Annotated in this window: 24 protein-coding genes and 1 tRNA gene; 10 read left to right on the top strand and 15 right to left on the bottom strand. The window is 67.2% G+C overall.

The features are described 5' to 3' along the window. Positions 1–84 precede the first annotated feature (84 nt). Positions 85–975: a RecB family exonuclease gene (locus tag QSJ18_RS03975; RefSeq protein WP_286325060.1), complete on the top strand. Its 891-nt coding sequence runs from the start codon at positions 85–87 to the stop codon at positions 973–975. A 46-nt stretch (positions 976–1,021) separates the two neighbouring features. After that, on the top strand, positions 1,022–1,864 hold the full coding sequence (locus QSJ18_RS03970) for a thioesterase family protein (protein ID WP_462475978.1): 843 nt from the start codon (positions 1,022–1,024) through the stop codon (positions 1,862–1,864). 121 nt (positions 1,865–1,985) lie between these two features. Here QSJ18_RS03970 and hisG read toward each other — a convergent pair whose 3' ends face one another. The 4 genes from hisG to QSJ18_RS03950 all read right to left on the bottom strand — a co-directional run bounded on the left by hisG (position 1,986) and on the right by QSJ18_RS03950 (position 4,707). Then, positions 1,986–2,831: an ATP phosphoribosyltransferase gene (gene hisG, locus QSJ18_RS03965; RefSeq protein ID WP_286324952.1), complete on the bottom strand. Its 846-nt coding sequence runs from the start codon at positions 2,829–2,831 to the stop codon at positions 1,986–1,988. A gap of 74 nt (positions 2,832–2,905) precedes the next feature. Next, positions 2,906–3,169, bottom strand: coding sequence for a phosphoribosyl-ATP diphosphatase (locus tag QSJ18_RS03960; protein WP_286324951.1), 264 nt, complete (start codon positions 3,167–3,169; stop codon positions 2,906–2,908). A gap of 6 nt (positions 3,170–3,175) precedes the next feature. Then, positions 3,176–3,838, bottom strand: coding sequence for an HAD family hydrolase (locus QSJ18_RS03955; RefSeq protein WP_462475985.1), 663 nt, complete (start codon positions 3,836–3,838; stop codon positions 3,176–3,178). A 62-nt stretch (positions 3,839–3,900) separates the two neighbouring features. Further along, entirely contained in the window at positions 3,901–4,707 is an 807-nt protein-coding gene (locus QSJ18_RS03950; RefSeq protein WP_286324949.1) for a helix-turn-helix transcriptional regulator, read from the bottom strand. 77 nt (positions 4,708–4,784) lie between these two features. Between QSJ18_RS03950 and QSJ18_RS03945 the strand changes: the two genes are divergently transcribed. Together QSJ18_RS03945 and QSJ18_RS03940 are read left to right on the top strand one after the other, a co-directional pair. Continuing rightward, positions 4,785–5,657: a hypothetical protein gene (locus QSJ18_RS03945; RefSeq protein ID WP_286324948.1), complete on the top strand. Its 873-nt coding sequence runs from the start codon at positions 4,785–4,787 to the stop codon at positions 5,655–5,657. A gap of 262 nt (positions 5,658–5,919) precedes the next feature. Beyond that, positions 5,920–6,171, top strand: a complete 252-nt coding sequence (locus QSJ18_RS03940; RefSeq protein ID WP_286324947.1) for a hypothetical protein — start codon at positions 5,920–5,922, stop codon at positions 6,169–6,171. Positions 6,172–6,234: 63 nt separating this feature from the next. Here QSJ18_RS03940 and metH read toward each other — a convergent pair whose 3' ends face one another. Further along, entirely contained in the window at positions 6,235–9,834 is a 3,600-nt protein-coding gene (gene metH / locus QSJ18_RS03935) for a methionine synthase (RefSeq protein WP_286324946.1), read from the bottom strand. 52 nt (positions 9,835–9,886) lie between these two features. On the opposite strand from metH, the gene QSJ18_RS03930 reads away from it, so the two are divergent. Next, positions 9,887–10,771 (top strand): PAC2 family protein, encoded by an 885-nt coding sequence (locus QSJ18_RS03930; RefSeq protein ID WP_286324945.1) that lies wholly within the window; start codon positions 9,887–9,889, stop codon positions 10,769–10,771. 82 nt (positions 10,772–10,853) lie between these two features. Here QSJ18_RS03930 and QSJ18_RS03925 read toward each other — a convergent pair whose 3' ends face one another. The 6 genes from QSJ18_RS03925 to QSJ18_RS03900 all read right to left on the bottom strand — a co-directional run bounded on the left by QSJ18_RS03925 (position 10,854) and on the right by QSJ18_RS03900 (position 15,921). Continuing rightward, entirely contained in the window at positions 10,854–11,162 is a 309-nt protein-coding gene (locus QSJ18_RS03925) for a hypothetical protein (RefSeq protein ID WP_286324944.1), read from the bottom strand. Positions 11,163–11,228: 66 nt separating this feature from the next. Beyond that, on the bottom strand, positions 11,229–12,470 hold the full coding sequence (gene mshC / locus QSJ18_RS03920) for a cysteine--1-D-myo-inosityl 2-amino-2-deoxy-alpha-D-glucopyranoside ligase (RefSeq protein WP_286324943.1): 1,242 nt from the start codon (positions 12,468–12,470) through the stop codon (positions 11,229–11,231). A 95-nt stretch (positions 12,471–12,565) separates the two neighbouring features. Then, positions 12,566–13,468 (bottom strand): SCO1664 family protein, encoded by a 903-nt coding sequence (locus tag QSJ18_RS03915; protein ID WP_286324942.1) that lies wholly within the window; start codon positions 13,466–13,468, stop codon positions 12,566–12,568. A gap of 1 nt (position 13,469) precedes the next feature. After that, positions 13,470–14,237 (bottom strand): DUF3090 domain-containing protein, encoded by a 768-nt coding sequence (locus tag QSJ18_RS03910; protein WP_286324941.1) that lies wholly within the window; start codon positions 14,235–14,237, stop codon positions 13,470–13,472. Between the two features lie 9 nt (positions 14,238–14,246). Next, entirely contained in the window at positions 14,247–15,032 is a 786-nt protein-coding gene (locus QSJ18_RS03905; RefSeq protein ID WP_286324940.1) for an MSMEG_4193 family putative phosphomutase, read from the bottom strand. Positions 15,033–15,078: 46 nt separating this feature from the next. After that, positions 15,079–15,921, bottom strand: a complete 843-nt coding sequence (locus tag QSJ18_RS03900; protein ID WP_286324939.1) for an undecaprenyl-diphosphate phosphatase — start codon at positions 15,919–15,921, stop codon at positions 15,079–15,081. Between the two features lie 123 nt (positions 15,922–16,044). On the opposite strand from QSJ18_RS03900, the gene QSJ18_RS03895 reads away from it, so the two are divergent. The 3 genes from QSJ18_RS03895 (at position 16,045) to QSJ18_RS03885 (ending at position 18,643) form a co-directional block, all read left to right on the top strand. Beyond that, on the top strand, positions 16,045–17,148 hold the full coding sequence (locus tag QSJ18_RS03895) for a YncE family protein (RefSeq protein ID WP_286324938.1): 1,104 nt from the start codon (positions 16,045–16,047) through the stop codon (positions 17,146–17,148). Between the two features lie 3 nt (positions 17,149–17,151). Further along, a complete protein-coding gene (locus tag QSJ18_RS03890; protein ID WP_286324937.1) occupies positions 17,152–17,460 on the top strand; it encodes a DUF5703 family protein in 309 nt (102 codons plus the stop codon). A gap of 70 nt (positions 17,461–17,530) precedes the next feature. Further along, positions 17,531–18,643, top strand: a complete 1,113-nt coding sequence (locus tag QSJ18_RS03885) for a quinone-dependent dihydroorotate dehydrogenase (RefSeq protein WP_286324936.1) — start codon at positions 17,531–17,533, stop codon at positions 18,641–18,643. 53 nt (positions 18,644–18,696) lie between these two features. On the opposite strand, the gene QSJ18_RS03880 is transcribed toward QSJ18_RS03885, so the two are convergent. Both QSJ18_RS03880 and QSJ18_RS03875 read right to left on the bottom strand, forming a co-directional pair. Beyond that, complete coding sequence (locus QSJ18_RS03880) at positions 18,697–19,242, bottom strand: YbhB/YbcL family Raf kinase inhibitor-like protein (RefSeq protein WP_286324934.1); 546 nt, start codon at positions 19,240–19,242, stop codon at positions 18,697–18,699. 91 nt (positions 19,243–19,333) lie between these two features. After that, on the bottom strand, positions 19,334–20,680 hold the full coding sequence (locus QSJ18_RS03875) for a M20/M25/M40 family metallo-hydrolase (protein ID WP_286324933.1): 1,347 nt from the start codon (positions 20,678–20,680) through the stop codon (positions 19,334–19,336). A gap of 108 nt (positions 20,681–20,788) precedes the next feature. Between QSJ18_RS03875 and QSJ18_RS03870 the strand changes: the two genes are divergently transcribed. Next, positions 20,789–20,874, top strand: a tRNA-Leu gene (locus QSJ18_RS03870). 84 nt (positions 20,875–20,958) lie between these two features. On the opposite strand, the gene QSJ18_RS03865 is transcribed toward QSJ18_RS03870, so the two are convergent. Then, entirely contained in the window at positions 20,959–21,915 is a 957-nt protein-coding gene (locus QSJ18_RS03865) for a mechanosensitive ion channel family protein (protein ID WP_286324932.1), read from the bottom strand. Between the two features lie 105 nt (positions 21,916–22,020). Between QSJ18_RS03865 and QSJ18_RS03860 the strand changes: the two genes are divergently transcribed. Then, positions 22,021–23,058, top strand: a complete 1,038-nt coding sequence (locus QSJ18_RS03860; RefSeq protein ID WP_286324931.1) for a nucleoside hydrolase — start codon at positions 22,021–22,023, stop codon at positions 23,056–23,058. Here QSJ18_RS03860 and QSJ18_RS03855 read toward each other — a convergent pair. Next, entirely contained in the window at positions 23,055–24,356 is a 1,302-nt protein-coding gene (locus QSJ18_RS03855; protein WP_286324930.1) for a lysine N(6)-hydroxylase/L-ornithine N(5)-oxygenase family protein, read from the bottom strand. The genes QSJ18_RS03860 and QSJ18_RS03855 overlap by 4 nt on opposite strands. Positions 24,357–24,475: the final 119 nt, after the last annotated feature.

Raw genomic sequence — 24,475 nt, 5'->3', positions numbered from 1 at the left:
GCGGCGGGTGTCACTCCGCCGAAACTGTCTGTACCGCGCCCTACCCTGCCAAATGTGAGTACCTCCGCGAACGCCGGGTCACCGATGACGACGGTCGATGTGTCGGGTGCCACGCCGGCATCGGACGGGCGTGGACTGGCCGGGCGGCCGTTGGCGCTCTCGCCATCGCGGGCCGCCGACTTCAAACAGTGTCCGCTGCTCTACCGCTACCGGGCGATCGACCGCTTCGCCGAGACCCCGACCACCGCGCAGACCCGGGGTACGGTCGTGCACGCGGCACTCGAGCATCTGTTCGGTATGCCTGCGAGTCTGCGTACGCGCGAATCGGCGGAACTGCTCGTCGAGGGTGCCTGGGCGGCGATGTGCGAGGAGCGTCCCGAACTCGCCGAGATCATCGGCGCCGCCGATGACACGAAATTCATCGCCGACGCGCACAAGCTGATCGCCACCTACTACACGATGGAGAATCCGACGGCCTTCGAGGCCGACGCCGTCGAGGAACACATCGAGATCACCTCGGGCGGCATCCGGATGCGCGGCTTCATCGATCGGGTGGACGTCGCACCGACCGGCGAGGTGCGGGTCGTCGACTACAAGACCGGTCGCGCCCCCGGTGCGGCCTTCGAGGCCAAGGCCCTGTTCCAGATGAAGTTCTATGCGCTGGCGATCCTGCGCACCCGGGGTGTGGTCCCCCACCGGCTGCAATTGATGTACCTGTCGGACGGCCAGCAACTGGTGTACACCCCCGACCGTGACGAACTCGAACGATTCGAGCGGACGCTGACCGCTATCTGGTCGGCGATTCAGGCCGCGGTCGCCACCGGCGATTTCCGGCCACAGCGCTCGCGGCTGTGCTCGATGTGTGAACACAAGGCACGGTGCCCCGAGTTCGGCGGTGTCATCCCGCCCTATCCCGGTCCGCCTGCCGGCTCGCCGCCCGCCCCGTCTCCGGCGACCGACCCGGGCGCTGCCTGATACCCCGACCCGGCCGGACTATGTCGACCCCCATAGACTCGGCGACGTGCAGCATTCCGCGTATTACCTGCCTCTGACTCCGACGGCCGCCGACGACACCGCCGGACTCGAGTATTTCCAGCCGACCGAGGCCACGGTCAGCGTGTGGTCCCACGACATCCAGCACGGCGGTCCGCCGGCTGGTCTTCTGATGCGTGCGCTGTTGCGCTGTGCCCCCAATCCGGCTCAGCACTTCACCCGGGTCACGACGGAGATCTGGGGGCCGATCGGTCTGGGCCGCAATCGGGTGCGTACTCAGGTGTTGCGGCCCGGACGTCAGATCGCCCTGATCGGTGCCGACCTCGAAGTCGAACAGCCGGACGGCACCTTCCGGATCGCCGCCCAGTCGGTCGGCTGGCGAATGCGTACCGCCGATTCCGCCGACATCGTGCGCAATCCGGTGCCCGCGCTGCCCACCGGCCCGCACGACGCCAAGGTCCAGGCCGGTCTGGTCGCCGAGGAATCCGAATTCTCCTGGGGCGACCACGGTTTCATCGGTACCGTGACTTCTGCACGTGCCGAGGGCCGCACCGGTGACACCCCGGCCGCGTGGTTGCGTCCGAACATCCCGCTGGTCGAGGGTGAGCAGATCAGTGATCTCGAGTCGATCTTCACCGTTCTCGACGTCGCCAATGGTCTCGGCACGCGCATGCGTCCGGACGAGTGGAGCTGGATGAACACCGACACGACCGTGCACCTCACCGCGGTGCCGCGTGGACCTTGGCTCGGCGTCGACGCCGACATGGCCACCGGTGCACACGGTTTCGGGGCTACTTTCGCCGATCTCTACGATGCCGACGGATTCATCGGGCGTTCGGCACAGACCGTACTGCTCGACCGGCGCGGCTGAGTTCGGGTCGCGACCGTCCAGTCCCGAACTCCTGTCCCCGCCGAGTCACGTCGCACGACGACAGAGCCGGGTGCGGCATCGACCTCGATGCGGCACCCGGCTCTCGTCGTAGATAGCCCGATCAGAAACGGCAGGACCGGATATCGGTCGCGAGGATGGCCTTGGCCCCGAGTTCGGACAGCTCGTCCATCAGGTTCTGGTGGTTCTTGCGCGGCACCATCGCGCGGACCGCGACCCAGTCGGGGTCGGCCATCGGTGCGACCGTCGGCGACTCGAGGCCGGGGGTGATGGCGCTGGCCTGATCCAGCAGACTGCGCGGGCAGTCGTAGTCGATCATCACGTACTGCTGGCCGAACACGACGCCCTGTACACGTGCGATGAACTGGCGGGCCCGCTTGTCGTTCTCGACGCCGGTGCGGGAGATGAGCACGCCCTCGGAGTCGCAGAGCGACTCGCCGAAGGCGACCAGGCCGTGCTGACGCAAGGTACGGCCAGAGCCGACGACGTCAGCGATGGCGTCGGCCACACCGAGCTGGATGGAGATCTCCACGGCGCCGTCGAGGCGGATGATCTCGGCTTCGACGCCGCGGCCGGCCAGGTCTGTGCGGACGAGATTCGGGTACGAGGTGGCGATGCGTTTACCGGCCAGGTCGGCGACCGTCCAGTCCTGCCCGGCCGGGGCCGCGTAGCGGAAGGTCGATGAGCCGAACCCCATCGAGAGTTCCTCGTCGACGGCCGCGCCCGAGTCGCGGGCCAGGTCGCGGCCGGTGATGCCGAGATCCAGCGTGCCTGCACCGACGTAGATCGCGATGTCCTTGGGCCGCAAGAAGAAGAACTCGACGTCGTTGTTGTTGTCCAGGACCGTGAGGTCCTTGCTGTCGGAGCGTTTGCGATATCCGGCCTCGGCGAGCACGGTGGCCGCCGATTCGGAGAGCGCACCCTTGTTGGGAACGGCTACACGCAACATGATCTGTGATGTCCTAACTGGTTGCCTGAAGAGAATCGTTGCGAGAACGGGACCGGGGCCGCGGACCTCCGGCCCTACAGATGGCGGTAGACGTCCGCCAACGACAGACCACGCTTGACCATCATCACCTGCAGCCAGTACAGGAGTTGGGAGATCTCCTCACCCAGCGACTCGTCGGATTCATGTTCGGCGGCCAGCCAGACCTCGCCGGCTTCCTCGATGATCTTCTTGCCGAGGGTGTGCACACCGGAATCCAGGGCGGCCACCGTACCGCTACCGGCCGGCCGGGTCTGCGCCTTCTCGCTGAGCTCCGCGAACAGTTCCTCGAATGTCTTCACGGTCTCTCATCTTTGCACGTCGGGGTGGCCGGTCGTCTGCCCGGTCCACGCATCGGCGAAGTCGGCGAGCCCGAGTCCGGCCAGGGTCGGCCGGAACCGCCGCAACGCACCGGGCGCGACCGGCGCCGCGGAGGGCACGACCAGCGTCGGACAGCCCGCCGCGGTGGCCGCCGCCGCACCCGTCGGCGAATCCTCGACGGCCAGACAGGCCGCCGGGTGCTGCCCGACGATGGCCGCCGCTCGCAGATACGGATCGGGCGCCGGTTTACCCGCGCTGACCTCGTCACCGCACACCGTGGCGACGAAGCGGTCGGCGCCGATCGTCTGCAGGGCGACCTCGGTGAGTTCGCGCACCGTGTTGGTGACGAGCACCAATGGGATCGACGCCGTCGCGAGGAGATCCAGCGCCTCGGGCGCACCCGGGCGCCAGGGCAGGCCAACGTCGAACAGCTCGCCGACATGGTCGAGGAGCCAACGTGCATCGCCGGACACATCTCGATCGGGTAGGGCGATCTCGGCGGCGTGATAGACGACGTCCATCGCGTCGAGCAGTGCACTGCCCAGGGTCTGTTCGCGTAGCGCTGGACTCATCACGATGCCGTGGCGCACCGCGAAATCGGACATCGCGATATCCCAGATGGGTTCGGAGTCCAGCAGGGTGCCGTCCATATCCCAGAAGACGGCGGCGGGACCGGCTTGGTTCACCCCTGCTTGGTTCACCCCTGCTTGGTTCACCCCAGCATCATCGCAAGCCGAGCCTCACTCGCATCGTCCGCGGGGTAGAACAGCTCGATGGTCAGCTCTTCGAGGGTGATGTCGCGTGGGGTGCCGAAGGTGGTGTGAGTGGTGAAGAAACGCAGCACGTCCTCACCGAGACGCAATCCGAAGGGCACCAGTAGCGTCGGCTCCCCCGGCCTGCCCGCACCCGTCCCGAAGTCCGTCTTGCGGGAATCCAACTCGGCGACATTGGGGTACGCGCTGACCTCGCGGTCGAGGTCGGCGAGTCGACGGTCGCCGGTGATCCGTGCGAGCCGACGCAGGGTGTCCAGCAGATAGCCTGCCCATACCTCGAAGTCGACTGTGTAGGAGGCGAAACCATCGGGGTGTAGGGACGCCCGGAACATGTTGATACCGCCGTCGGTCAGCGATGGCGGCAGCAGGGCGGTGAGAGCGGCGGCGGTATCGTTGGCCAGCACCACATTCCAGACGCGATCGAGTGCGACTCCGGGGTTGGGATTGTGCGCGTCCAGGATTCGTTGCACGGACTTTCGCACCCGAGTCATCGCCGCGTCATCGAGCGACTGTTCGCTGTAGCGAGGCGCGTGACCGGCGGCGAGCAGCAGGACATTGCGTTCACGCAGCGGGATGTCCAGCCGACGCGACAACGCGTCGATGAGGGTCGCGCTCGGGCGCGACTTGCCGGTCTCGACGAAACTCAGGTGCCGCGGCGACACACCTACTGCGTACGCGAGGTCGAGCTGGCTGATCGACCGGGTGGCCCGCCACTGACGCAACAACGAACCCACCTGTGCTGCCATCGGATCATCGTAGGACGCCGAGGTAGTGGAATCGACTACCTGACAGGTAGTGGATGTGCGTCCAGCGGTGGGTCACGATGATCGGTATGCAGCCCAGTTCACCCTCGCCGCAGATCCTCATCTCCCCCGCCATGGGCGTTCGGGCGAGTTTCTACCGCCCGCTGTGCACCTCGTTCGAACGTCACGGGTGGTCGGCGACGGTGGTGGCGCGACGCGGTCTGGAAAGTGGCGACCGCGGTCCGTCGTGGCGATCGAACTGGTCTTATGCCGACGAGGCCGCCGCACTCGCGGTGGCGGTGTCCGAGGCGCGTATCGCCTGCCCTGGGCGGCCGGTACTCATCCTCGGACACAGTTTGGGAGCGCAGCTCTGCGCACTGCTCGACCCGGCTGGTACACCTCCGGGAACAACGTCGGCCGGAATCCCCGACGGTATTGTGCTGGTCGCAGGTTCGGTGCCCTGGGCACGGTATTACGCACAGCAGAGACGGATGGGGATCGCGGCGCGGGTCGGCGTCCCGCTGATCACCTCGGTGCTGGGCTATTGGCCGCGTCGGGGATTCGGCGGCCCGACGCCACGGACCCTGATGCGTGAGTGGGCGCGGATGGTGGCCACCGGTCGCCTGCCCGGATCGGACGCACCGGGGCCGATATCCCTGCCCACCTTCGCTGTCCGCCTCCACCACGACCGTCTGGTACCGCCGGCCGCAGCCGCCCACCTCGAACGCCACTTCCGCGCCGATGACCGCACCGTGATCACCCATGGGCCCGACGCCGCGGCGCCCGAGGACTCTCTCGACCACCTCGGCTGGGTCAGGACCCCCGACTCGATCGTCGATCGCATAGCAGGCTGGTGGTCCGAGCACGCCCTGCGATCAGCGGATATTCACACGGTGGGACCGTGTGGAGAACGGGATGGCGATATGCCGGAACCCGCTTACACTCGGCCCTGACACCAGCGCCGATCGGGGGACGATGAGTAGGCAGGATGAGCCAGACTGGACCGCACGGGGTGGTCCTCCCGACCCGTCCGTGAAATCCCCACCACTGCCGCCTGTGACGTCGCCGTACATCTCGTACCCGGCGTTCGCAGTTCCGCCGGGCCCGTCTCCGTACTCGAATCCGCCGGTCCCCGCCCCACTTTCATCGAAGACGCCGCTATGGGTCATCCTGGTCCGAGTCTTCACACCGCTGCTGACGCTGTTGTTCTGCGCCGTGAGCGTCTGGGCAACCCTCGTCATGACCGGCTTGAGCGCGATGTGTACCGACGACTTCGACGACTCGGACTGTCCGAACTACGAGATGGTCTGGCTCCTCGGCCTCGTCGTGTGGGGCGCACTGCTGGTGACCTCTTTCGGGACCGCCGGTACACGGCGGGTGCCGACGATGCTGACCCTCGCCACGATCGCGATCCTGGGGTCGCTGGCCTCGATCGTGTTGGTGCCGGCACTGTTCGCCGCCACCTGAGTTCGGTGCCGGCACTCAGGTGTTGAAGTACTCAGGTGTTGAAGTACTCAGGTGTTGAAGTACTCAGGTGTTGAAGTACTTGGCCTCCGGATGATGGAGCACGAAGGCGTCGGTGGACTGCTCGGGATGAAGCTGCAGTTCCTCCGACAGCACAACGCCGATGCGCTCGGGTTCCAGCAATTCGATCATCTTCGCACGATCCTCGAGGTCCGGGCAGGCACCATAGCCGAAGGAGTAACGCGCACCGCGGTATTCGAGGTCGAAGAAGCCCTGCGCATTCGCGGGGTCCTCGCTGGCCATGGTGCGGTCGCCGAACTTGAGTTCGCCACGCACCCGCTGATGCCAGTACTCCGCGAGGGCCTCGGTCAGCTGCACGCCGATGCCGTGCACCTCGAGGTAGTCGCGGTAGGCGTCGGCGGCGAACAGAGTGTTCGCGAAGTCGGCGATCGGCTGCCCCATCGTCACCAGCTGGAACGGCAGCACATCGACCTTACCGGCAGCCGTCGCGGCTTCGCGGGAGGCGATGAAGTCGGCGATACACAGGAATCGTGACCGCTGCTGGCGCGGGAACTCGAAGCTGAACCGGATGTCGGCGTCCGGGCGCGGTTCGGTAAGCACATGCACCGTGTCGCCGTGGCTGACGGCCGGGAAATAGCCGTAGACGACGGCGGCGTGCTGCAGGATGCCCTCGACCGAAAGCCGGTCGATCCACTCGCGCAGACGTGGGCGTCCCTCGGTCTCGACGAGGTCCTCATACGACGGACCCTCGCCACCGCGGGCGCCCCGCAGACCCCACTGGCCGAGGAACAGCGCACGTTCGTCGAGCATCTGCATGTAGTCGGCGATCGGCACCCCCTTGACGATCCGGGTACCCCAGAACGGTGGATCGGGGATCTCGTTGTCGGCGGCCACATCCGACCGGGCGGGCACCTCGACCGGCACCTCGGCGGCCTTGCGCTTCTCGGCGATCCGCTTGGAGCGTTCGTGACGCGCCTTGCGTTCGGCCGCCTTCTCCGCGGCGGCCTTGGCCTCCGGGCTGTCGGGATCGGGCGCCTCGCCGCGTTTGACGGCCATGATGTCGTCCATCAGGCGAAGACCCTCGAACGCGTCGCGCGCATAGTGCACGTCGCCCTCATACGTCTCGGAGAGGTCGTTCTCGACGTAGGCGCGGGTCAGCGCCGCCCCACCCAGCAACACCGGATAGGCGTCGGCCAGCCCGCGGGAGTTGATCTCCTCCAGGTTCTCCTTCATCACCACGGTCGACTTCACCAGTAGCCCCGACATGCCGATCACGTCGGCACGCTTGTCGGCGGCGACCTCGAGGATGGTGTTGATCGGCTGCTTGATACCGATGTTGACGACCTCGTAGCCGTTGTTGCTGAGGATGATGTCGACGAGGTTCTTGCCGATGTCGTGGACGTCGCCCTTGACGGTAGCCAGCACGATGCGGCCCTTGCCGTCCTCGCCGGTCGACTCCATATGCGGTTCGAGATGGGCGACAGCCGTTTTCATCACCTCGGCGGACTGCAGCACGAACGGCAGCTGCATCTGGCCGGAGCCGAACAGCTCACCGACCGTCTTCATCCCCGACAGCAGGGTGTCGTTGATGATCGACAGCGGCGGCACCTGGGTCATCGCCTCGTCGAGGTCGGACTCCAGTCCGTCCCGCTCGCCGTCGACGATCCGCCGTTCCAGGCGTTCGAACAACGGCAGCTTCGCCAGCTCCTGGGCGCGCGACTCACGTGCGGATGCCGCGGAAACACCTTCGAACAGCTCCATCAGCCGCTGCAGCGGGTCGTAACCCGCACGCCTGCGGTCGTAGACGAGATCGAGCGCGACCTCGCGATGCTCGTCGGGGATCCGCGCCATCGGCAGGATCTTCGAGGCGTGCACGATCGCGGTGTCGAGCCCGGCCTGCACACATTCGTGCAGGAACACCGAGTTGAGGACCTGACGTGCCGCAGGATTCAGGCCGAACGAGATGTTGGATATGCCCAACGTGAAATGCACGTCGGGATGGGCCTGCGCGATCCGGCGGATCGCCTCGATGGTTTCGATGCCATCGCGCCGCACCTCCTCCTGACCGGTTGAGATGGGGAAGGTCAGGGCATCGATAATGATGTCCTCTTCGGCCAGACCCCAATTCCCGGTGATGTCGGCGATCAGGCGTTCGGCGATGGCCACCTTGTGGTCGGCGGTCCGGGCCTGCCCTTCCTCGTCGATGGTCAGCGCCACGACGGCGGCGCCGTGCTCGACGACGAGCTGCATGATCCGGGTGTAGCGCGAGTTCGGGCCGTCGCCGTCCTCGTAGTTCACCGAGTTGACCGCGCACCGGCCGCCGAGCGCCTCCAGCCCGGCGCGGATGACGTCCGGTTCGGTCGAGTCGAGCATGATGGGCAGCGTCGACGCGGTGGCGAAGCGGGTGGCGAGCGCGGTCATGTCCACGGCGCCGTCGCGGCCGACGTAGTCGACGTTCAGGTCGAGCATGTGCGCGCCGTCACGGGTTTGATCCTTGGCGGTGTCCAGGCACTTCTGGAAGTCACCGGCGATCATCGCCTCGCGGAATGCCTTGGAGCCGTTGGTGTTCGTCCGCTCACCGATGACCAGGAAGCTGGCGTCCTGGTCGAATGGGACCGCCGAGTACAGCGAGGAGGTCTCCGGCTCATGTTGCGGGTCGCGGGCCGCTTTGGTCGTGGCCGCGACCGCAGCCGCGACCTGGCGGATGTGTTCGGGCGTGGTACCGCAGCAGCCGCCGACGAAGTCGAGTCCGAACTCGGACACGAACCCGGCCAGGGCGGCGGCGAGTTCGTCGGGGGCCAGCGGGTACTCGGCCCCGTTGGGGCCCAGGACGGGCAGACCGGCATTCGGCATCACCGACACCGGGATCCGCGAATGCTTCGACAGATATCGCAGATGCTCACTCATCTCGGCGGGACCGGTCGCACAGTTGAGGCCGATCATGTCGACGCCGAGCGGTTCGATCGCGGCCAGCGCTGCCCCGATCTCCGATCCGAGCAGCATCGTGCCGGTGGTCTCGACGGTGACGTGGGAGATGATCGGGATACGGCGCCCGAGATCGGCCATCGCACGACGCGCGGCGATCACCGCAGCCTTCACCTGGAGCAGATCCTGCGAGGTCTCGATGAGTATCGCGTCGGCGCCGCCATCGAGCATGCCGGCCACACACTCGTAGTAGGCGTCGCGAATGGTGGCGAAGGTGGTGTGGCCCAGGCTGGGCAGTTTGGTGCCGGGACCGATCGACCCGAGGACGAACCGGTCGGTGCCGTCGGCCGACGGGCCGACCTCGTCGGCGACACCGCGTGCAATCGAGGTGCCCTTGTAGGCCAGCTCGCGGATTCGGTCGGCGATGTCGTAGTCGCCGAGGTTGGACAGGTTGCAACCGAAAGTATTCGTCTCGACGGCGTCGGCGCCTGCCTCGAAGTAGGCGCGGTGAATCTGCGCGAGAACGTCGGGACGTGTGTCGTTGAGGATCTCGTTGCAGCCCTCGAGGCCGTTGAAGTCGTCAAGGGTCAGGTCCGCGGCCTGCAACATCGTGCCCATCGCGCCATCGCCGATCAGGACCCGACGCGCCATCGCCGACATGAAGGTCGTGTCGAAGGCGGGCTGGTGCGGCTGGAGATCACTGGCGCGGTTGGTGGACATGCTAGTCAGCGTAGTTCGCCCTCTCTCGGGGTTCGGCCGTAGGCTGGTATGAGTGAACGCAGAGCAGTTGTCGAATCTTCCCCACCTGCGCAGGCCCATCATGTTGGCTGCCTTCGAGGGATGGAACGACGCGGCTGATGCCGCCAGTGGAGCCATCGAACATCTGGCCTTGGTGTGGGATGCCCAGCCCTTGGCCGACATCGACTCAGATGAATACTACGACTTCCAGGTCAACCGACCCACTATCAAGCAGATCGACGGTGTCACGAGGCGCATCGACTGGCCCACCACGTCGATCTCCTATTGCCGGCTCGACGCGGCCGACCGCGACATCGTCTTGGTCCACGGGATTGAGCCGAATATGCGGTGGCGGTCGTTCTGCGACGAGATCGTCGCGATCGCCGAAGCCCTGGATGTGGAGACCACGGTGATGCTCGGCGCATTGCTCGCCGACACCCCGCACACCCGACCGGTGCCGGTGACCGGCAGTGCGTTCAGCAGCGAGACCGCGGCGAGCTACAACCTCACCGAGAGCCGCTACGAGGGTCCCACCGGGATCACCGGTGTCTTGCAGGATCGGCTGGTGCAGGTCGGCATGCCGTCGGTGTCGTTCTGGGCCGCCGTCCCCCACTACGTGTCCGCGCCGCCGAACCCGAAGGCCACGGTCGCGCTCCTGACCCGCGTCGAAGAGGTGCTCGACATCGAGGTCCCGCTGGGCAACCTGCCCGAACAGGCCGAGGACTGGGAGGCCGCGGTCACCGAGATGACCGAGGACGACGAGGAGATCGCCGAGTACGTCCGCACTCTCGAAGAACGCGGAGACGCCGAGGTGGACGCCGACGAGATGCTGTCCAAGATCGACGGCGACGCCCTCGCGGCGGAGTTCGAGCGCTATCTGAAGCGACGGGGACCCGGCACGGGTCAGTTCGGTGGCTGATCTTCCGGTGGCCTCCGGTACCCCGATCGGTTTGTGGTGACGACCTCGCCACCAGTTCGACGGAGGATGCGCGGCGAGCCGCTCAGCCGATCCGTTCGATCGACACCACCGGTGTGGTGATTCGCCAGGTGCGCACGTCCGGATCATCGGCGGCCCGTACCCAGAACTGGGCCGACTCACCGACGCGGCACGACTTCACACCGAGCAGCGGGATGTCCTCGGAGTCCCGACGCAGCGCGCTGACCGTCCAGGATTCGTCGTCGGTTCCGCCCACCCCGGGCGCCCGCAGCAGCGTCATCTCCTCGAGATCGAGCAGATAGGTCGACGTGCGGGTGACGACCGTCCATACACCCGACTCGGTATTCGGTGAGATCTCCTGCGCGCGTGCCACCCGAGCACTGTACCCAGTCGCGGCGCGGTGAGCCCGACGGAGGTCGAGCCGCGTCGGCGTGCCGGGTCAGTGCAGTTCGATCCCCAGCAGCGCGTCGACGGCGGCGGACAGTTGGGCCGGGGCGTCGGGGTCGGTGCCGATCCCCTGCCGGACGTCGTCGGCCCAGGCATCGACCGCGGCAAGGGCTTTCGGGGTATCGAGGTCGTCGGCCAGATGCTGGCGGATACGTGCGATCACCGGCGCGGCGTCGGGTCCGTTCGACGATGCAGCCGCCGAACGCCAGCGGCCGAGTCGGGTCAACGCGGTCTGCAGGGTCTCGTCCGTCCACATCCGATCGGCACGGTAGTGCTCGGCGAGCAATGCCAGGCGAATCGCAGCCGGGTCCACCTTGTCGCGGCGCAGCACCGAGACGAACACCAGATTGCCGCGGCTCTTGGACATCTTCTCGCCGTCGAGCCCGACCATGCCGGTGTGCACATAGTGGCGTGCGAACCGACGGGTGTTGGTCAGCGCCTCACCATGGGCGGCGGAGAACTCGTGATGCGGGAAGATCAGATCGTTGCCGCCGCCCTGGATGTCGAATTCGACTCCCAGCCGGTTGAGTGCGATCGCCGAACATTCGATGTGCCATCCCGGACGCCCCGGCCCGAAGGGCGACTCCCAGGACGGTTCGCCGGGGCGCACCGCGCGCCACAGCAGGGCGTCGAGGGGATCGCGTTTACCCGGCCGATCGGGGTCGCCGCCGCGCTCGGCGAAAAATGTGGCCATCGTCTGCGCGTCGTAGCCCGACTCGTAGCCGAACTGTTCGGTCGCATCGGCGCGGAAGTACACGTCGGGGTATTCGGCATCGTCGACGACATAGGCGGCACCCGAGGCCAGTAGCTTCTCCACTACCTCGATGACCTCGCCGATCGACTCGATCGCCCCGATGTAGTCACGCGGCGGCAGCACCCGCAGTGCGGTCATATCGTCGCGGAACAGCTGTGTCTCGCGCCGGCCGAGGTCACGCCAGTCCACGCCGTCGCGGTCGGCCCGCTCGAACAACGGGTCGTCGACGTCGGTCACGTTCTGGACGTAGTTGACCTCGTGTCCGAGATCGCGGAGCACGCGATTGACCTGGTCGAAGGTGACGTAGGTGGCGGCATGCCCGAGGTGCGTGGCGTCATAGGGCGTGATGCCGCAGACGTACATGGTCGCCGTCGGGCCCGGGGTGACCGGCCGGACCGCGCGATCGGCGGTGTCGAAGAGACGGAGGGCCGGCCCGCTCCCGGGGACGACCGGCACTGCTGGATCAGGCCACGACTGCATGATCCCCACTGTATTGGCTCGTGTTCACCGACGCGTGCCCGGGATGCGAGCACGCCCGGCCGATCCGCACCAGGCGCCCAGCGGGACGGCGCCGATCAGAACGGCGGCCAGGGAATCGGTCGGTGCGGCGGGGGTTCGGGCATGGCCGCGGACGCGGCGAGGATGGTTATACGCAGGCTGAGCGCATCCAGCTCGTCGGCGGTGATGTGTTCGGCGAGTGCGGTCCGCAGGTCGGTGGACCCATCCGCCAACTGCTGTTCGAGTGCTCGGAGATCGGAGACCAGATGCGCAGGCACCGGTTCACCGGCCCAACCCCACAGCACGGTTCGCAGCTTGTCGTCGGTGTGCAGACAGATGCCGTGGTCGATGCCGTAGACGCCGCCGTCCAACGCCTCCAGGACGTGTCCGCCCTTGCGGTCCGCGTTGTTGAGGATGACGTCGAGTACGGCGATCCGCTGTAGCCGCGGATCGTCGGCATGGACCAGCAGGACCGGTTCACCGAGTCCGTCGAGTGCCTCGAGTACCGCCCGGAAGCCGGTCGGCATGGCATCCGGCGGGCACAGATCGACCAGGTCCACCCGGGTTGCGGGTAGTTCGCTCGCACCGATGAACGGATCGGTCGCGGAGACCGTCGTCGACGAATGAGACCGCTCGGTGTTGTCGGGGGTCGAGATCCAGCGCTGTAGCATCCCCGGGCCGACCGGGCCGTCACGCAACACCGTCTCCGGGATGACGTCCCAACCGAGTGCCTGCGAGATCAGATACGAGGCGACCTCACGCCCGGCGAGGGTGCCGTCGGGGAAGTCCCACAGCGGCACCTCTCCGCGCACCGGCTTATAGACGCAGCGCAATTCGCGGTCACCGAGAACGGCGTCACAGACCAGGGTCACGTTGCTGGCCGACGGTATCCGCCCGACGACCACTAGTTCACCGGTGCGCAGGATCTCCGACGGCGACGGGCCGTCGTCCGGGACCTCGAGGGGATCGGCTGAGGGCATCTCAGAACGAGGTGTCGGGCCGGGTGCCGCCGGACGCGGAGCCCGGGTCGTCGCTGTCGGGGTTGTCGCTGTCGGGGTCGTCCACATCCGGATCGGCCGGATCGGTCCCTTGCTCACCGAATTCGTCGTCAGCTTCCAGGAATCGTGGATCACCCTGCGCGGCAAGGCTGTTGAGGACCTCTGGATCGATGAAGTCGAGCGACTTGCTCAGCTGTGCGTCACGTTTGTAGCCGTTGGTCCGCACACACAGATGCCCGGTCGGATCCAGCGGTTCCGCACACAGCGGGCAGGGCCTGCGGCCTGCCGACAGCACCTTCGAGGATCGGGCCGCGAACTCCCGGGCAGCCTGGGTACTGAGGAACACCCGGACCGCGTCCGGACCCTCATCGGTGTCATCGAGGACGACACTCTCGTCGAATTCGCCGTCGGTCAGCGCCAGTAGTTCGACGACCACGGCCTCGGCTTCGGCGTCCCAGCCCAGCCCCATCGTGCCGACCCGGAACTCGGCGTCGACCGGCATCACCAGCGGGCTGATGTCCCCGACCCGATCGGTCTGCGGCGGGATCGGCGTCCCGAAACGTCGATGAATCTCCTCCAACAACGCGCCGATGCGATCGGCCAGGATCTCCACCTGCTGTTTCTCCAGCATCACGCTGATGATGCGGGTCTCGTGCACCGCCTGGAGGTAGAACGTCCGATCACCGGGCTGCCCGACCGTTCCGGCGACGAAGCGGTCCGGACTCCGGAACACATGTATCGCGCGAGCCATCACACCTCCTCAGTTCGTCTCTGCCATTATCGCCGCGCGTGCGGCGTCGGATACCGGGCCATCGGATACCGGGCCATCGGGTCGCCGACCGTCGGTACCGGCACCACCCCCGACCACCGCATCGTCGTGCGCGGGCCGCGACACCGGTACCGAGAGCACCTCGGTGCTGTTGACGGTGTGGACGTAGGGCCGGGTCTGTCCGTAGCGGATCACGCTGATCGACGCCGGATCGACCACGATCCGCTGGAATCCGTCCAGGTGTACGCCCATCGCGTCCGCGATCACCGACTTGATGACATCACCGTGCGAACAGGCGACCCACACACCCGACCCGTCCGGCCCGCCGTGGATGCGATCGAGTTCGCGGATCGCGCGCACCGCCCGGGCCTGCACATCGGCCAGTCCCTCACCCTCCGGAAACACCGCCGCGGACGGTTGCTGTTGGACCACCTTCCACAGCGGCTCGTTGAGGAGCTCGCGGATGGGCCGGCTGGTCCAGGTGCCGTAGTCGACCTCCGCGAGATCGTCGACGACCACTTCGCCGGTGAACTTCGACTCCCCCGCGCGGACCCGCGCGTCGAGCGTTCCCACCAGGGGCGCCATCGTCTCGGCACAGCGCTGCAGCGGCGAGCGGGCGATCGCGGTGATGTCGTCGAGACACACGCCGAGGCGACCGACCAGGTCTCGTGCCTGCGTCTGCCCATGGTCGTCGAGGGCGACCCCGGGTGAGCGGCCGGCCAACACCCCCGACGTGTTCGCCACCGAACGCCCGTGTCGAACCAGAATCACGGTCATGGGTCAACCTTAGGCATTGCGCACCGATGCGGCATCCGACCCGCGCCTACGTCGCACTGATGGTCCCGGTCGCCAGCAAGGCGATCAGCGCCAACCCGAGCACCACGCGGTAGGCGCCGAACCAGTTCATCGAGTGACCGCTGACGAATTTGAGCAGCCAGGCGATCGCCGCATAGCCGACGAAGAACGCGATGACGGTCGCCACCAGCAGCTGCGGTCCGGTCGCCTCCATCCCGTCCCCGCTGGGCGAGAACGCATCGGGCAGGCTGAACAGGCCGGAGGCCGTCACCGCCGGGATGGCGAGGAGGAACGAGAATCGGAAGGCGGCCTCACGTTCGAGGCCAAGGAACAGACCGGCGCTGGCCGTCGCACCCGACCGGGACACGCCGGGCACCAGGGCCAGGCACTGCGAGAGGCCCATCACGAGGCCGTCGCGCAAGGTGAGCTGCTCCATCGACCGCTGTTTGGTGCCATATCGCTCGGCGAGCCAGAACACACCGGAGAACACGATGAGCACCGTGGCGACCAGCCAGAGATTTCGTCCACTGGTCCGGATCTCGTCCTTGAAGATGAACCCGATCAGTCCGATCGGGATGGTCGCGAAGATCACATACCAGCCCACCCGGTAGTCGATCCCGCGCTCGTCGGCGTGGAACAACCCGCGGAACCACGCCACGACGATCCGCGCGATGTCGCGGGCGAAGAAGACCAGCACCGCGGCCTCGGTCCCCAGCTGGGTAACCGCGGTGAAGGATGCGCCGGCATCGTCGCCGAACATGAGCTCCGAGGCGATACGCAGGTGGCCCGAGGACGAGATGGGGAGGAATTCGGTGATGCCCTGCAGGGCTCCGAGAACGATCGACTGAGTCCAGGTCATGGTGTCGGTCACGGCGCGATGCTACGCGGTGCGGCGCCGTGCTCTCGATTCGCCTCGGGGCGTCGGCGGACAGACTTCTCATATCGGGTGGCCCCGGGTCCGGAGGCCCGGTCACGTTCACGCAAGATGGAGTACATGCGTGCGCTCAGTCCCCTGCGACCCGTCCATCGATTCCACAAGCGTGGCCTGCGGACGGTCGGGGTGGCGGCGCTGACGACGGCCCTGGCCGTCGCGGTGGTGGGCTGTTCCTCCTCCGACGACTCCCGCCCCGATGTCCCGACGGTCACCCCGGCGACCGCGAGTCCGGCACCCGCCGGTCCGGCGGCGGCCCCGGCCGGCCAGGTCGTCGCGGTCCCCCGTGGGGCGCGCGCACTGGCCCAGTCGGGACCGACGGTCGCCGTCCTCGGGACGGCGGGCACCGAGGTGCTGCGGTTGCCGACCGCGAGTCTCGCCCGCGGCGATGGTGCCCACAGCACGGTGAGAACACCCGCACTCCTCGATCTGATCCCGGCCGGAGACGGCTCGTTCGTCGGGGTCGGTCCGTCGATTCTGGTCGCCATCGACGCGAACGGTCAGGTGCGTAGCGCGCCGACCACGATCACCGAGCCGACTGCACTCGCCCGCACCGCCGACGGTCGGGTCGTCGTGGGTACCGCAGGCGGTCGGGTCGTCGTCTACGACAAGGACTTCCGACAACTCCACGATTTCGGTGGCTTCGTCGGCGTCGATGAACTGACCGTCGGGCTGCCCGGTACCGACGGTGAGCAGGTCGTCGTCCTGGACCGCGCGCAGTCCTCGGTGACCCCGATCGACCTCGACAACGGCGATCTGGGCCCCGCGCTCCGCGCCGGAAACGGTGCGACCAACGCCACCGCCGACCACTTCGGTCGTGTCCTCGTGGCGAACACCCGTGACGGTGAGATCCTCGGCTTCTTCGGTTCCCCGATGATCATGCGCTTCCGCTATCCGGTGGCCGGCGGTCCGTTCGCCGTAGACTACGACGACACCCACGAGCTGCTCTGGGTGTCGACGACGGGCAACAACAAGGTGGTGGCCTATGCACTCGCCAGCGGTGAACCACGACGTGTGCGGGAGTTCGCCACGGTCGCGCAGCCCGATCATCTCGTCGTCGACGACACGTCGGGCGCGCTGTATGTGCTGTCCTCCCGCGACGGTCAGCTGCAGACCATCCCGACCGGCGCCCCGCTGGGTACCGGCGCAGGCGGCCCCGGGGCGTGAGCATTGAGCGCCGGTCATCGACACCTGCCCCGGGCGGGCCGGGCGGCCGCACGCCACGGCAACCGGCACCCGGTCGGCTGGGAAGTCACCGACGCCGACTACGAACGCCTGCTGCTGCGCCTGCCACCAGATGTCACCCGGGTGACCGCATCCATGCGCCTGGCCCTCGAAGCCGAGTTCGGCGGGTGGGAACTGTCCCGGGTCCGGTTGTACTCGGACGGCACCCGCAAGGTGCTGCTCAAACGCAAACGGCCGCCGCGGGCTGCCAGCCGCCCGGCCCCCGGCCATCCGGAGAATCCGGCCGCGGGCTGAACCCCGGATACATGGGTGCATGGATGCGGCCCGCCGAAACCATCGCACCTCACGCCCCAAGGAAGGCACTGTGCTGAGAACTGTCGTGGGTGCGCTCAATCGCGCCCTCTACCCGCTGCTGCTCAAAGTGATGTTCCTGCTGTCGCCGGAACGCATCCACGGCATCGCCTCGACCGCGATCCGGGCGATCGGTCGGGTCGCGCCACTGCGGTTCGCCGCGGCGAAGGTGTTCGCGACCCACGACCCGGTACTGCGCCAGCGGGTGTTCGGTGTCGACTTCCCCGCGCCACTGGGCTTGGCGGCGGGCTTCGACAAGTCGGCGTCCGCGGTCAACGCCTGGGGCCAACTCGGTTTCGGTTACGCCGAGATCGGGACGATCACCGGGCAGGCCCAACCCGGCAACCCGACGCCCCGGCTGTTCCGGCTACCGGCCGACCGGGCCCTCATCAACCGGATGGGCTTCAACAATCCCGGCGCCCACGTCGCTGCGACCCATCTGGCGCAGGTCCGTCCCGGCCCGGTGTCGGTGCCCATCGGTGCCAACATCGGCAAGACCAAGGTGGTCCCGGTTGCCGACGCCGTCGACGACTATCGGATCTCCGCCCGGCTCCTCGGTCCGTTGGCCGATTTCGTCGTTGTGAACGTCAGTTCTCCCAACACCCCCGGACTGCGGGACCTGCAGGCGGTCGATTCGCTCCGACCGATCCTGGCCGCGGTGCAGGAGGAGGTGACGGTGCCGGTGCTGGTGAAGATCGCCCCCGATCTCGCCGACGACGACATCGACGCGGTCGCCGACCTGGCCGTCGAACTGGGGTTGGCCGGAATCGTCGCGACCAATACGACCATCAGCCGTGCGGGGCTGGCGACGCCGGCCGACGAGGTCGAGGAGATCGGCGCGGGCGGATTGTCGGGCGCCCCGCTGGCCGACCGGTCGTTGGCGGTTCTGCGCCGCCTGTACAACCGGGTCGGCGGCCGGATCGCGCTCGTCAGCGTGGGCGGGATCGAGACCGTCGATCAGGCGTGGGAACGCATCTGCGCGGGCGCCGACCTGCTGCAGGGCTACACGAACTTCATCTACGGCGGCCCGCTGTGGGTCACCGAGATCCACGAGGGCCTGGCGCAGCGGGTCCGCGAGGCCGGGTTCGCGTCGATCTCCGACGCGGTGGGCAGCGCCGCTCGCTGATCGCACGTCGGCGGCCACCCATCTCTAGATGGGTGGCCGCCGACGCTCCGCGGTCAGACGTTCTCGGCGGGCTGCTCGTGGGTCCCGACGATCGTCGCGCGCGCGATCGAGTGGAAGAACAGGTTGAATCCGAGGTAGGCCGGCGTCGCGTTGTCCGGCAGTTCCAGCGACTCCACGTCGACTGCGTGCACCACGATGAAGTAGCGGTGCGGACCGTGTCCGGGGGGTGGTGCCGCGCCGACGAACCGTTTCGACGACGCGTCGTTGAGCAACTGCACCGCGCCGGCCGGAAGTCCGCCGCCGCTCGCGTCGCCCGCGCCCTCGGGCAGACTCGTGACCGATACCGGGATATCGGCGACCGCCCAGTGCCAGAATCCGGCGGCCGTCGGTGCGTCCGGGTCGTAGACGGTGACGGCGAAACTCTTGGTGTCCGACGGGAAACCCGACCAGCTCAGTTGCGGCGACAGGTCGTCACCCCCGGCACCCATGATCCCGCTCACCTGCTGGCTGCGCAGCGGCGCCCCGTCTGTGACGGACTCCGAGGTCAGCGTGAATCCAGGCAGGGCGGGCAACGGTTCGTACGGATCGAACTTCGCCATCGGGTCACCTTTCGGTAGTGGCTTGTCGTCGGTCACCTGTCACCTTAGGCGTGGCCAGGCCGACACGGGGCGAACCTACACTCCGGATGTCTCAGCTGTGTAGAAGGAAGTGCTCAAACACCTTGGTGCCGAACAGGACTGCATCGACCGGGACACGTTCGTCCACGCCGTGGAAGAGTGCGGCGAAGTCCAGGTCGGGGGGTAGTTGCAGCGGCGCGAACCCGAAGCAGCGGATACCCAGTTTGGCGAAGGCCTTGGCGTCGGTCCCAGCTGACAGCATGTACGGCACCGTCTTGCCGTCGGGATCATGGGCGAGGATCGCCTCGTTCATCGCGTCGACGAGGTCGCCGTCGAAGCTGGTCTCGTAGGAATCGAGATGAGTGATCCATTCCCGGGTGACGTTGGGTCCGATGAGTTCGTCGATCTCGGCTTCGAAGGCCTGCTGCCGTCCGGGCAGGACCCGGCAGTCGATGACCGCGTGCGCCTTCTGCGGGATGACATTGGCCTTGTAGCCGGCCTGCAGCATCGTCGGGTTCGCGGTGTCACGCAAGGTGGCGCCGATGATCCGGGCGAGGTTGCCCAGCTTGAACAAAGCGGTTTCCAGATCCGGGGTCTCCGGATTGAAATCCAGACCGGTCTCCGCCGAGACCACCTGCAGGAACTCGGCGACCGAGTCGGAGATCACCAGCGGGAACGTGTGCCTGCCGATGCGGGCGACCGCCTCGGCGATCTCGGTGACCGCATTGTCGCTGTGCAGGAAGGACCCGTGGCCCGCGGTGGCGTCCGCGGTCAGTCGCATCCACGAGAGTCCCTTCTCGGCCGTCTCCACGAGGTACAGGCGCCGTTGCGTGCCATCCGGACGATCGACGGTCAGCGAGAAGCCGCCGACCTCGCCGACCGCCTCGGTGATGCCCTCGAACAGGTCGGGGCGATTCTCCACCAGCCAGTGCGATCCCCAGGTCCCGCCGGCTTCCTCGTCGGCGAGGAAGGCGAAGACGATCTCGCGGGGCGGTACCGTGCCGTCGCGTTTGAACTGTCTGGCGAGGGCGAGTGCCATCCCGGCCATATCCTTCATGTCGACAGCGCCGCGACCCCAGATGTATCCGTCGGCGACCGACCCGGAGAACGGGTGGACGCTCCAGTCGTCGGGTTCGGCGGGCACCACGTCCAGATGGGCGTGGATGAGGAGAGCACCTCGATCGGAGTCGGGCGGGCCGGGCAGCCGGGCGAACAGGTTGCCGCGCCCTGGCCGGCCGGATTCGACGTACTGCGTCGTGTAGCCGACCTCCTCGAGCATCTGCGCCACCCATTTGGCGCAGTCCTCCTCGCCTTTCGTGGTCTCGGGTTCTCCGGTGTTTGACGTGTCGAACTGGATCAGACGGCTGACCAGATCGACGACCTCGTCGACGGCTTGCGGGGCGTTTGCTGAGGAAGTCACACCTGTTTCCTACGTGATTTGGGGTAGACGGGCAACCTCGGTTATGGTTGTGCGCGCCGCAGGTGAGCGAGATGATCGAGACAGAGAAGATCGACGCTGAGGCAGTAAGTCCGAGTGGCGGAATGGCAGACGCGCTAGCTTGAGGTGCTAGTGCCCTATTAACGGGCGTGGGGGTTCAAGTCCCCCCTCGGACACAACGATGCAGGGCCGGTTCACACGAACCGGCCCTGCATCGTTTGGCGTACCCGCGGCGACCGTCAGGTGGGGTTGGTCTCGTATCAGCCCTGATTCGGACCGGCCGCGAAGGCATACGCCCCGACATAGGGCAGGGAGATCTGTTCGGCGACGAAGGCGCGCAGGATCCGGGCACGCAGACGACGCGCCACCGCCCATTGTGCGTTGGGTTTGGTCGTCACCGTCAGGCGCAACATGACCTGGTCGGCGGCCACCGCTTGTACGCCAAGCATCGTGACCTCCCCGATGATGTCGGACGGATCGTCGTGAACGGCCGCACGCGCGGCCCCGGCCGCCACGTGCTGGGCCTTCTCCACATCGGTGGACGGCGACACCGGGACGTCGATGCGCGCCACCGCGAACTCCTGGCTCATGTTGCCCACCCTGGCGATCTCGCCGTTGCGGACGTACCAGAGCGTGCCGTCCACGTCACGCAGTGTGGTGACGCGCAGACCGACCGATTCCACCTCACCGACCGCCTCCCCCAGGTCGACGACGTCGCCGACCCCGTATTGGTCTTCCAGCAGCATGAAGATGCCGGTGACGAAGTCGCGTACCAGATTCTGTGCGCCGAAACCGATTGCCAGACCGACGATCCCGGCCGACGCGAGGAAGGGTGCGATATTCACCCCGACGACGGACAGCATCGACAGCACCACCCAGATGAGCAGCACGATCGACGTCGTCGACTTCAGCACCGAGCCGATGGTGGCGGCCCGCTGTGCGCGGCGTTCGGCCTGCGCCGCGCCACGTCCGCCCGCCGAGGAGGGAACACGTTCCCGTAAGTGCCTGATCAGCAACGGCTTTCGGTCCGTGCTCGGTGAGTCGGTGGTTGCCTTCGACGATCCGGCAGGTCGGCGGGTAGCCCGATCGATGGCGCGATGCGCCACGAACCGGATGGCCAGACCGACCAGGATGTAGGCCACGATCCGGATCGGATTCTCGATCAGCCACTCGCGGTTTGACGACGTCCACTCGAATGCGATCTGTTGGGAGGTCATGGTGCCGACGGTAGCGATCTCTGCTGATCTGTCGAGTCCGCGCCGCTCCTTCGCGCATCGGAGGGGACGGCTGCGAATTGCGTACCGGGAACGATTCCGGTCACGATGGTCGCCGTGACCCAGCGCCTGTTCTTCGACTGCGACACCGGTATCGACGACTCGGTCGCGCTGATCTACCTCCTGGCCCGGGCCGACGTCGAGATCGTCGGGATCGCGTCGACCGCGGGCAATGTGCCCGTCGACGTCGTCACGGCCAACAACCTGGCGTGGCTCGGTCTCTGCGGCCGCGGCGACATCCCGGTGCATCAGGGTTCACCGACTCCCTTGGTCGCTGACCTGATGACCACCGAGGACACCCACGGTCCGCTCGGCATCGGCTACGCGGAACTACCGGCCGTCACACTTGCCGCAGCCCCCGGCGACGCTGCCGATGCGTGGATCGAGGCATCACGGCGTTACGAGGGTGAACTCGTGGGATTGGTCACCGGACCGCTGACCTCGCTGGCCGAGGCAATCCGACGCGACGCCACGCTACCGACGCGGCTGCGCCGCCTCGTCGTGATGGGTGGCGCGTTCCACGCTCACGGGAACACGACACCGGTCGCGGAGTGGAATGTCGCCGTCGACCCGGAGGCCGCCGCCGAGGTTTTCGAGGCCTTCGGCACCGGCGTCGCGCCCGATCCCATCGTCTGCCCGCTCGACCTCACGGAGGCCATCGCACTGACCCCCGACCACGTTGTGCGCCTGGCCGGTGTCGCGGGGAGCCACCCGGTGGAATGTCCGGATCCCGCCGACGAGCGGGGCCTGCGGTCGGTGTCGGACAACGATCTGATCCGGGATCTCGTCGACGCACTGCGGTTCTATTTCGAATTCCACGCCGACCACGACGAGGGATATATCGCTCATCTCCACGACCCGTTCGCGGCGATGGTCGCGCTATCCCCCGACATCGTCGCCACGGTGCCCGCCCGCATCGGTGTCGAACTCACCGGAACGCTGACGCGCGGCATGACCGTCGCCGACGAACGCGGTATGACCGGTCCAGCCAATGCCCGGATCGCCGTCGCGACCGACGTCGACGCGGTGTTCGATGACCTACTCGACCGGATCGGCACCTTCGCGAGAACCTGGGCGGCCCGCTAGCCTGCGGAGGCGGTCGCCAGCGAGTCGGGCCGCGGGTCCCCGGTCATGCGCGTGGCGGCGAGAGTCGCGGTGATCTCACCGGACCGGATCGCGATGTTGGACAACAGGGTCGAAGACAGTCCGTGGGTGTGCTCGGAGTTGCCCTGCACGAAGATCTGGCCCCGGATGTGCTCGTCGGTGGACAGGCGGTACTGCCGGTCCAGGACGGGGCGGCCATGGTCGTCGAGGTGAGCGGACCCGGCGAGGTCGTCGCCGAGCAGTTCGTCGATTCGAGCGGGCTCGAAGCCGGTGGCCATCACCACCGCGTCGGCCTGCAGCGTGCGTGACGTGCCGGAAAGGCCATGTGCGACGCCGACTTCCACCTCGTCGCCACGGTCGTCGAGCGAGACGATCTCGGAGGCTCCGTGTACGTACAATCGCCGACGCCCATCCACCCGTTCCCGGTACTCCCGCCGATACAACTGTGCGATGAGGTCGGCGTCGACGGCCGAGTAGTTGGTGCTGCGGTGATAGCTCATCAGCCGGTCGCGCCAGACCGGCTCGGCTCCGAAGTGTTCGTCGACCGCGTCGGCGTCGAAGATGCGGTTGGCGTAGGGGCTATCGTCGGCCGGCGTATAGCCGTATTTTGCGAAGACCGCGTGGATTTCGGCGTCCGTGTTGTCAAGCAGATGGAGCGCTACCTCGGCCGCGCTCTGCCCCGCGCCGACGACCACATAGCGACCGTGCCGGGCGGTCGGAAGTTCGGCGAAGCGTTGCAAGAACTGGTGGTTGTGGAATACCCGGGCACTGGGCTGCACGCCGGCGGGTAGTTTCGCGCGCAGGCCACCGCCCAGCACCACGTTGCGTGCGGCAATCACACCGCCGTATCCGGCGTCGACCTCGAAATGTCCGTTCCGCCAGGCGACCGAGGTCACCTCGGTGCCGTAACTGATCGGTACCGACACCCGATCGGCGGCCCAGCACAGGTAGTCGTTGAACTCCGCACGCAGCGGGAAGAAGTCCTGCCGGTTGATGAAGTGAGACAGGCGTCCGCGCACCGACAGGTAGTTCAGGAATGAGTATTCCGAACGAGAGTTGCGTTGTGTCACCAAGTCTTTGAGGAACGAGACCTGCAGGGTTGCTCCGGGTAGCAACATCCCGGGATGCCAGGAGAACCGGGTTTTGCGTTCGACGAAGCGCGCGCTCAGTGCCGCCTGCACCCCCGGCGTCCGGTTGTGTTCCTCGATCGCGATGGCCAGACCGAGGTTCGCGGGTCCGAACCCGATCCCGACCACATCGACGGGTGCCGACTGCGACACGTTTCGCTCCTCTACGCGTTGATGTTCGACGGTGCTGCGGGGCAGAGCCGAGGGCCGTGGGTACCTATCCGCAGCCGACGCAGAAGGCTTGGCTAGCCTAACTAACGGCAGGTGCGGTG

The organism is Gordonia heveisoli, assembly GCF_030315745.1.
Taxonomy (GTDB): domain Bacteria; phylum Actinomycetota; class Actinomycetes; order Mycobacteriales; family Mycobacteriaceae; genus Gordonia.
The sequence above is the reverse complement of the archived record's forward strand: the minus strand, read 5'-3'. Positions and strand labels throughout refer to the sequence as shown.

Coding starts and splice junctions, on each gene's coding strand:
- QSJ18_RS03975 (WP_286325060.1), top strand. CDS start 85: ATGACGACGGTCGATGTGTCGGGTGCCACGCCGGCATCGGACGGGCGT.
- hisG (WP_286324952.1), bottom strand. CDS start 2,831: ATGTTGCGTGTAGCCGTTCCCAACAAGGGTGCGCTCTCCGAATCGGCG.
- QSJ18_RS03955 (WP_462475985.1), bottom strand. CDS start 3,838: ATGGACGGCACCCTGCTGGACTCCGAACCCATCTGGGATATCGCGATG.
- QSJ18_RS03950 (WP_286324949.1), bottom strand. CDS start 4,707: ATGGCAGCACAGGTGGGTTCGTTGTTGCGTCAGTGGCGGGCCACCCGG.
- QSJ18_RS03945 (WP_286324948.1), top strand. CDS start 4,785: ATGATCGGTATGCAGCCCAGTTCACCCTCGCCGCAGATCCTCATCTCC.
- metH (WP_286324946.1), bottom strand. CDS start 9,834: ATGTCCACCAACCGCGCCAGTGATCTCCAGCCGCACCAGCCCGCCTTC.
- mshC (WP_286324943.1), bottom strand. CDS start 12,470: ATGCAGTCGTGGCCTGATCCAGCAGTGCCGGTCGTCCCCGGGAGCGGG.
- QSJ18_RS03915 (WP_286324942.1), bottom strand. CDS start 13,468: ATGCCCTCAGCCGATCCCCTCGAGGTCCCGGACGACGGCCCGTCGCCG.
- QSJ18_RS03910 (WP_286324941.1), bottom strand. CDS start 14,237: ATGGCTCGCGCGATACATGTGTTCCGGAGTCCGGACCGCTTCGTCGCC.
- QSJ18_RS03905 (WP_286324940.1), bottom strand. CDS start 15,032: ATGACCGTGATTCTGGTTCGACACGGGCGTTCGGTGGCGAACACGTCG.
- QSJ18_RS03895 (WP_286324938.1), top strand. CDS start 16,045: ATGCGTGCGCTCAGTCCCCTGCGACCCGTCCATCGATTCCACAAGCGT.
- QSJ18_RS03880 (WP_286324934.1), bottom strand. CDS start 19,242: ATGGCGAAGTTCGATCCGTACGAACCGTTGCCCGCCCTGCCTGGATTC.
- QSJ18_RS03865 (WP_286324932.1), bottom strand. CDS start 21,915: ATGACCTCCCAACAGATCGCATTCGAGTGGACGTCGTCAAACCGCGAG.
- QSJ18_RS03860 (WP_286324931.1), top strand. CDS start 22,021: ATGGTCGCCGTGACCCAGCGCCTGTTCTTCGACTGCGACACCGGTATC.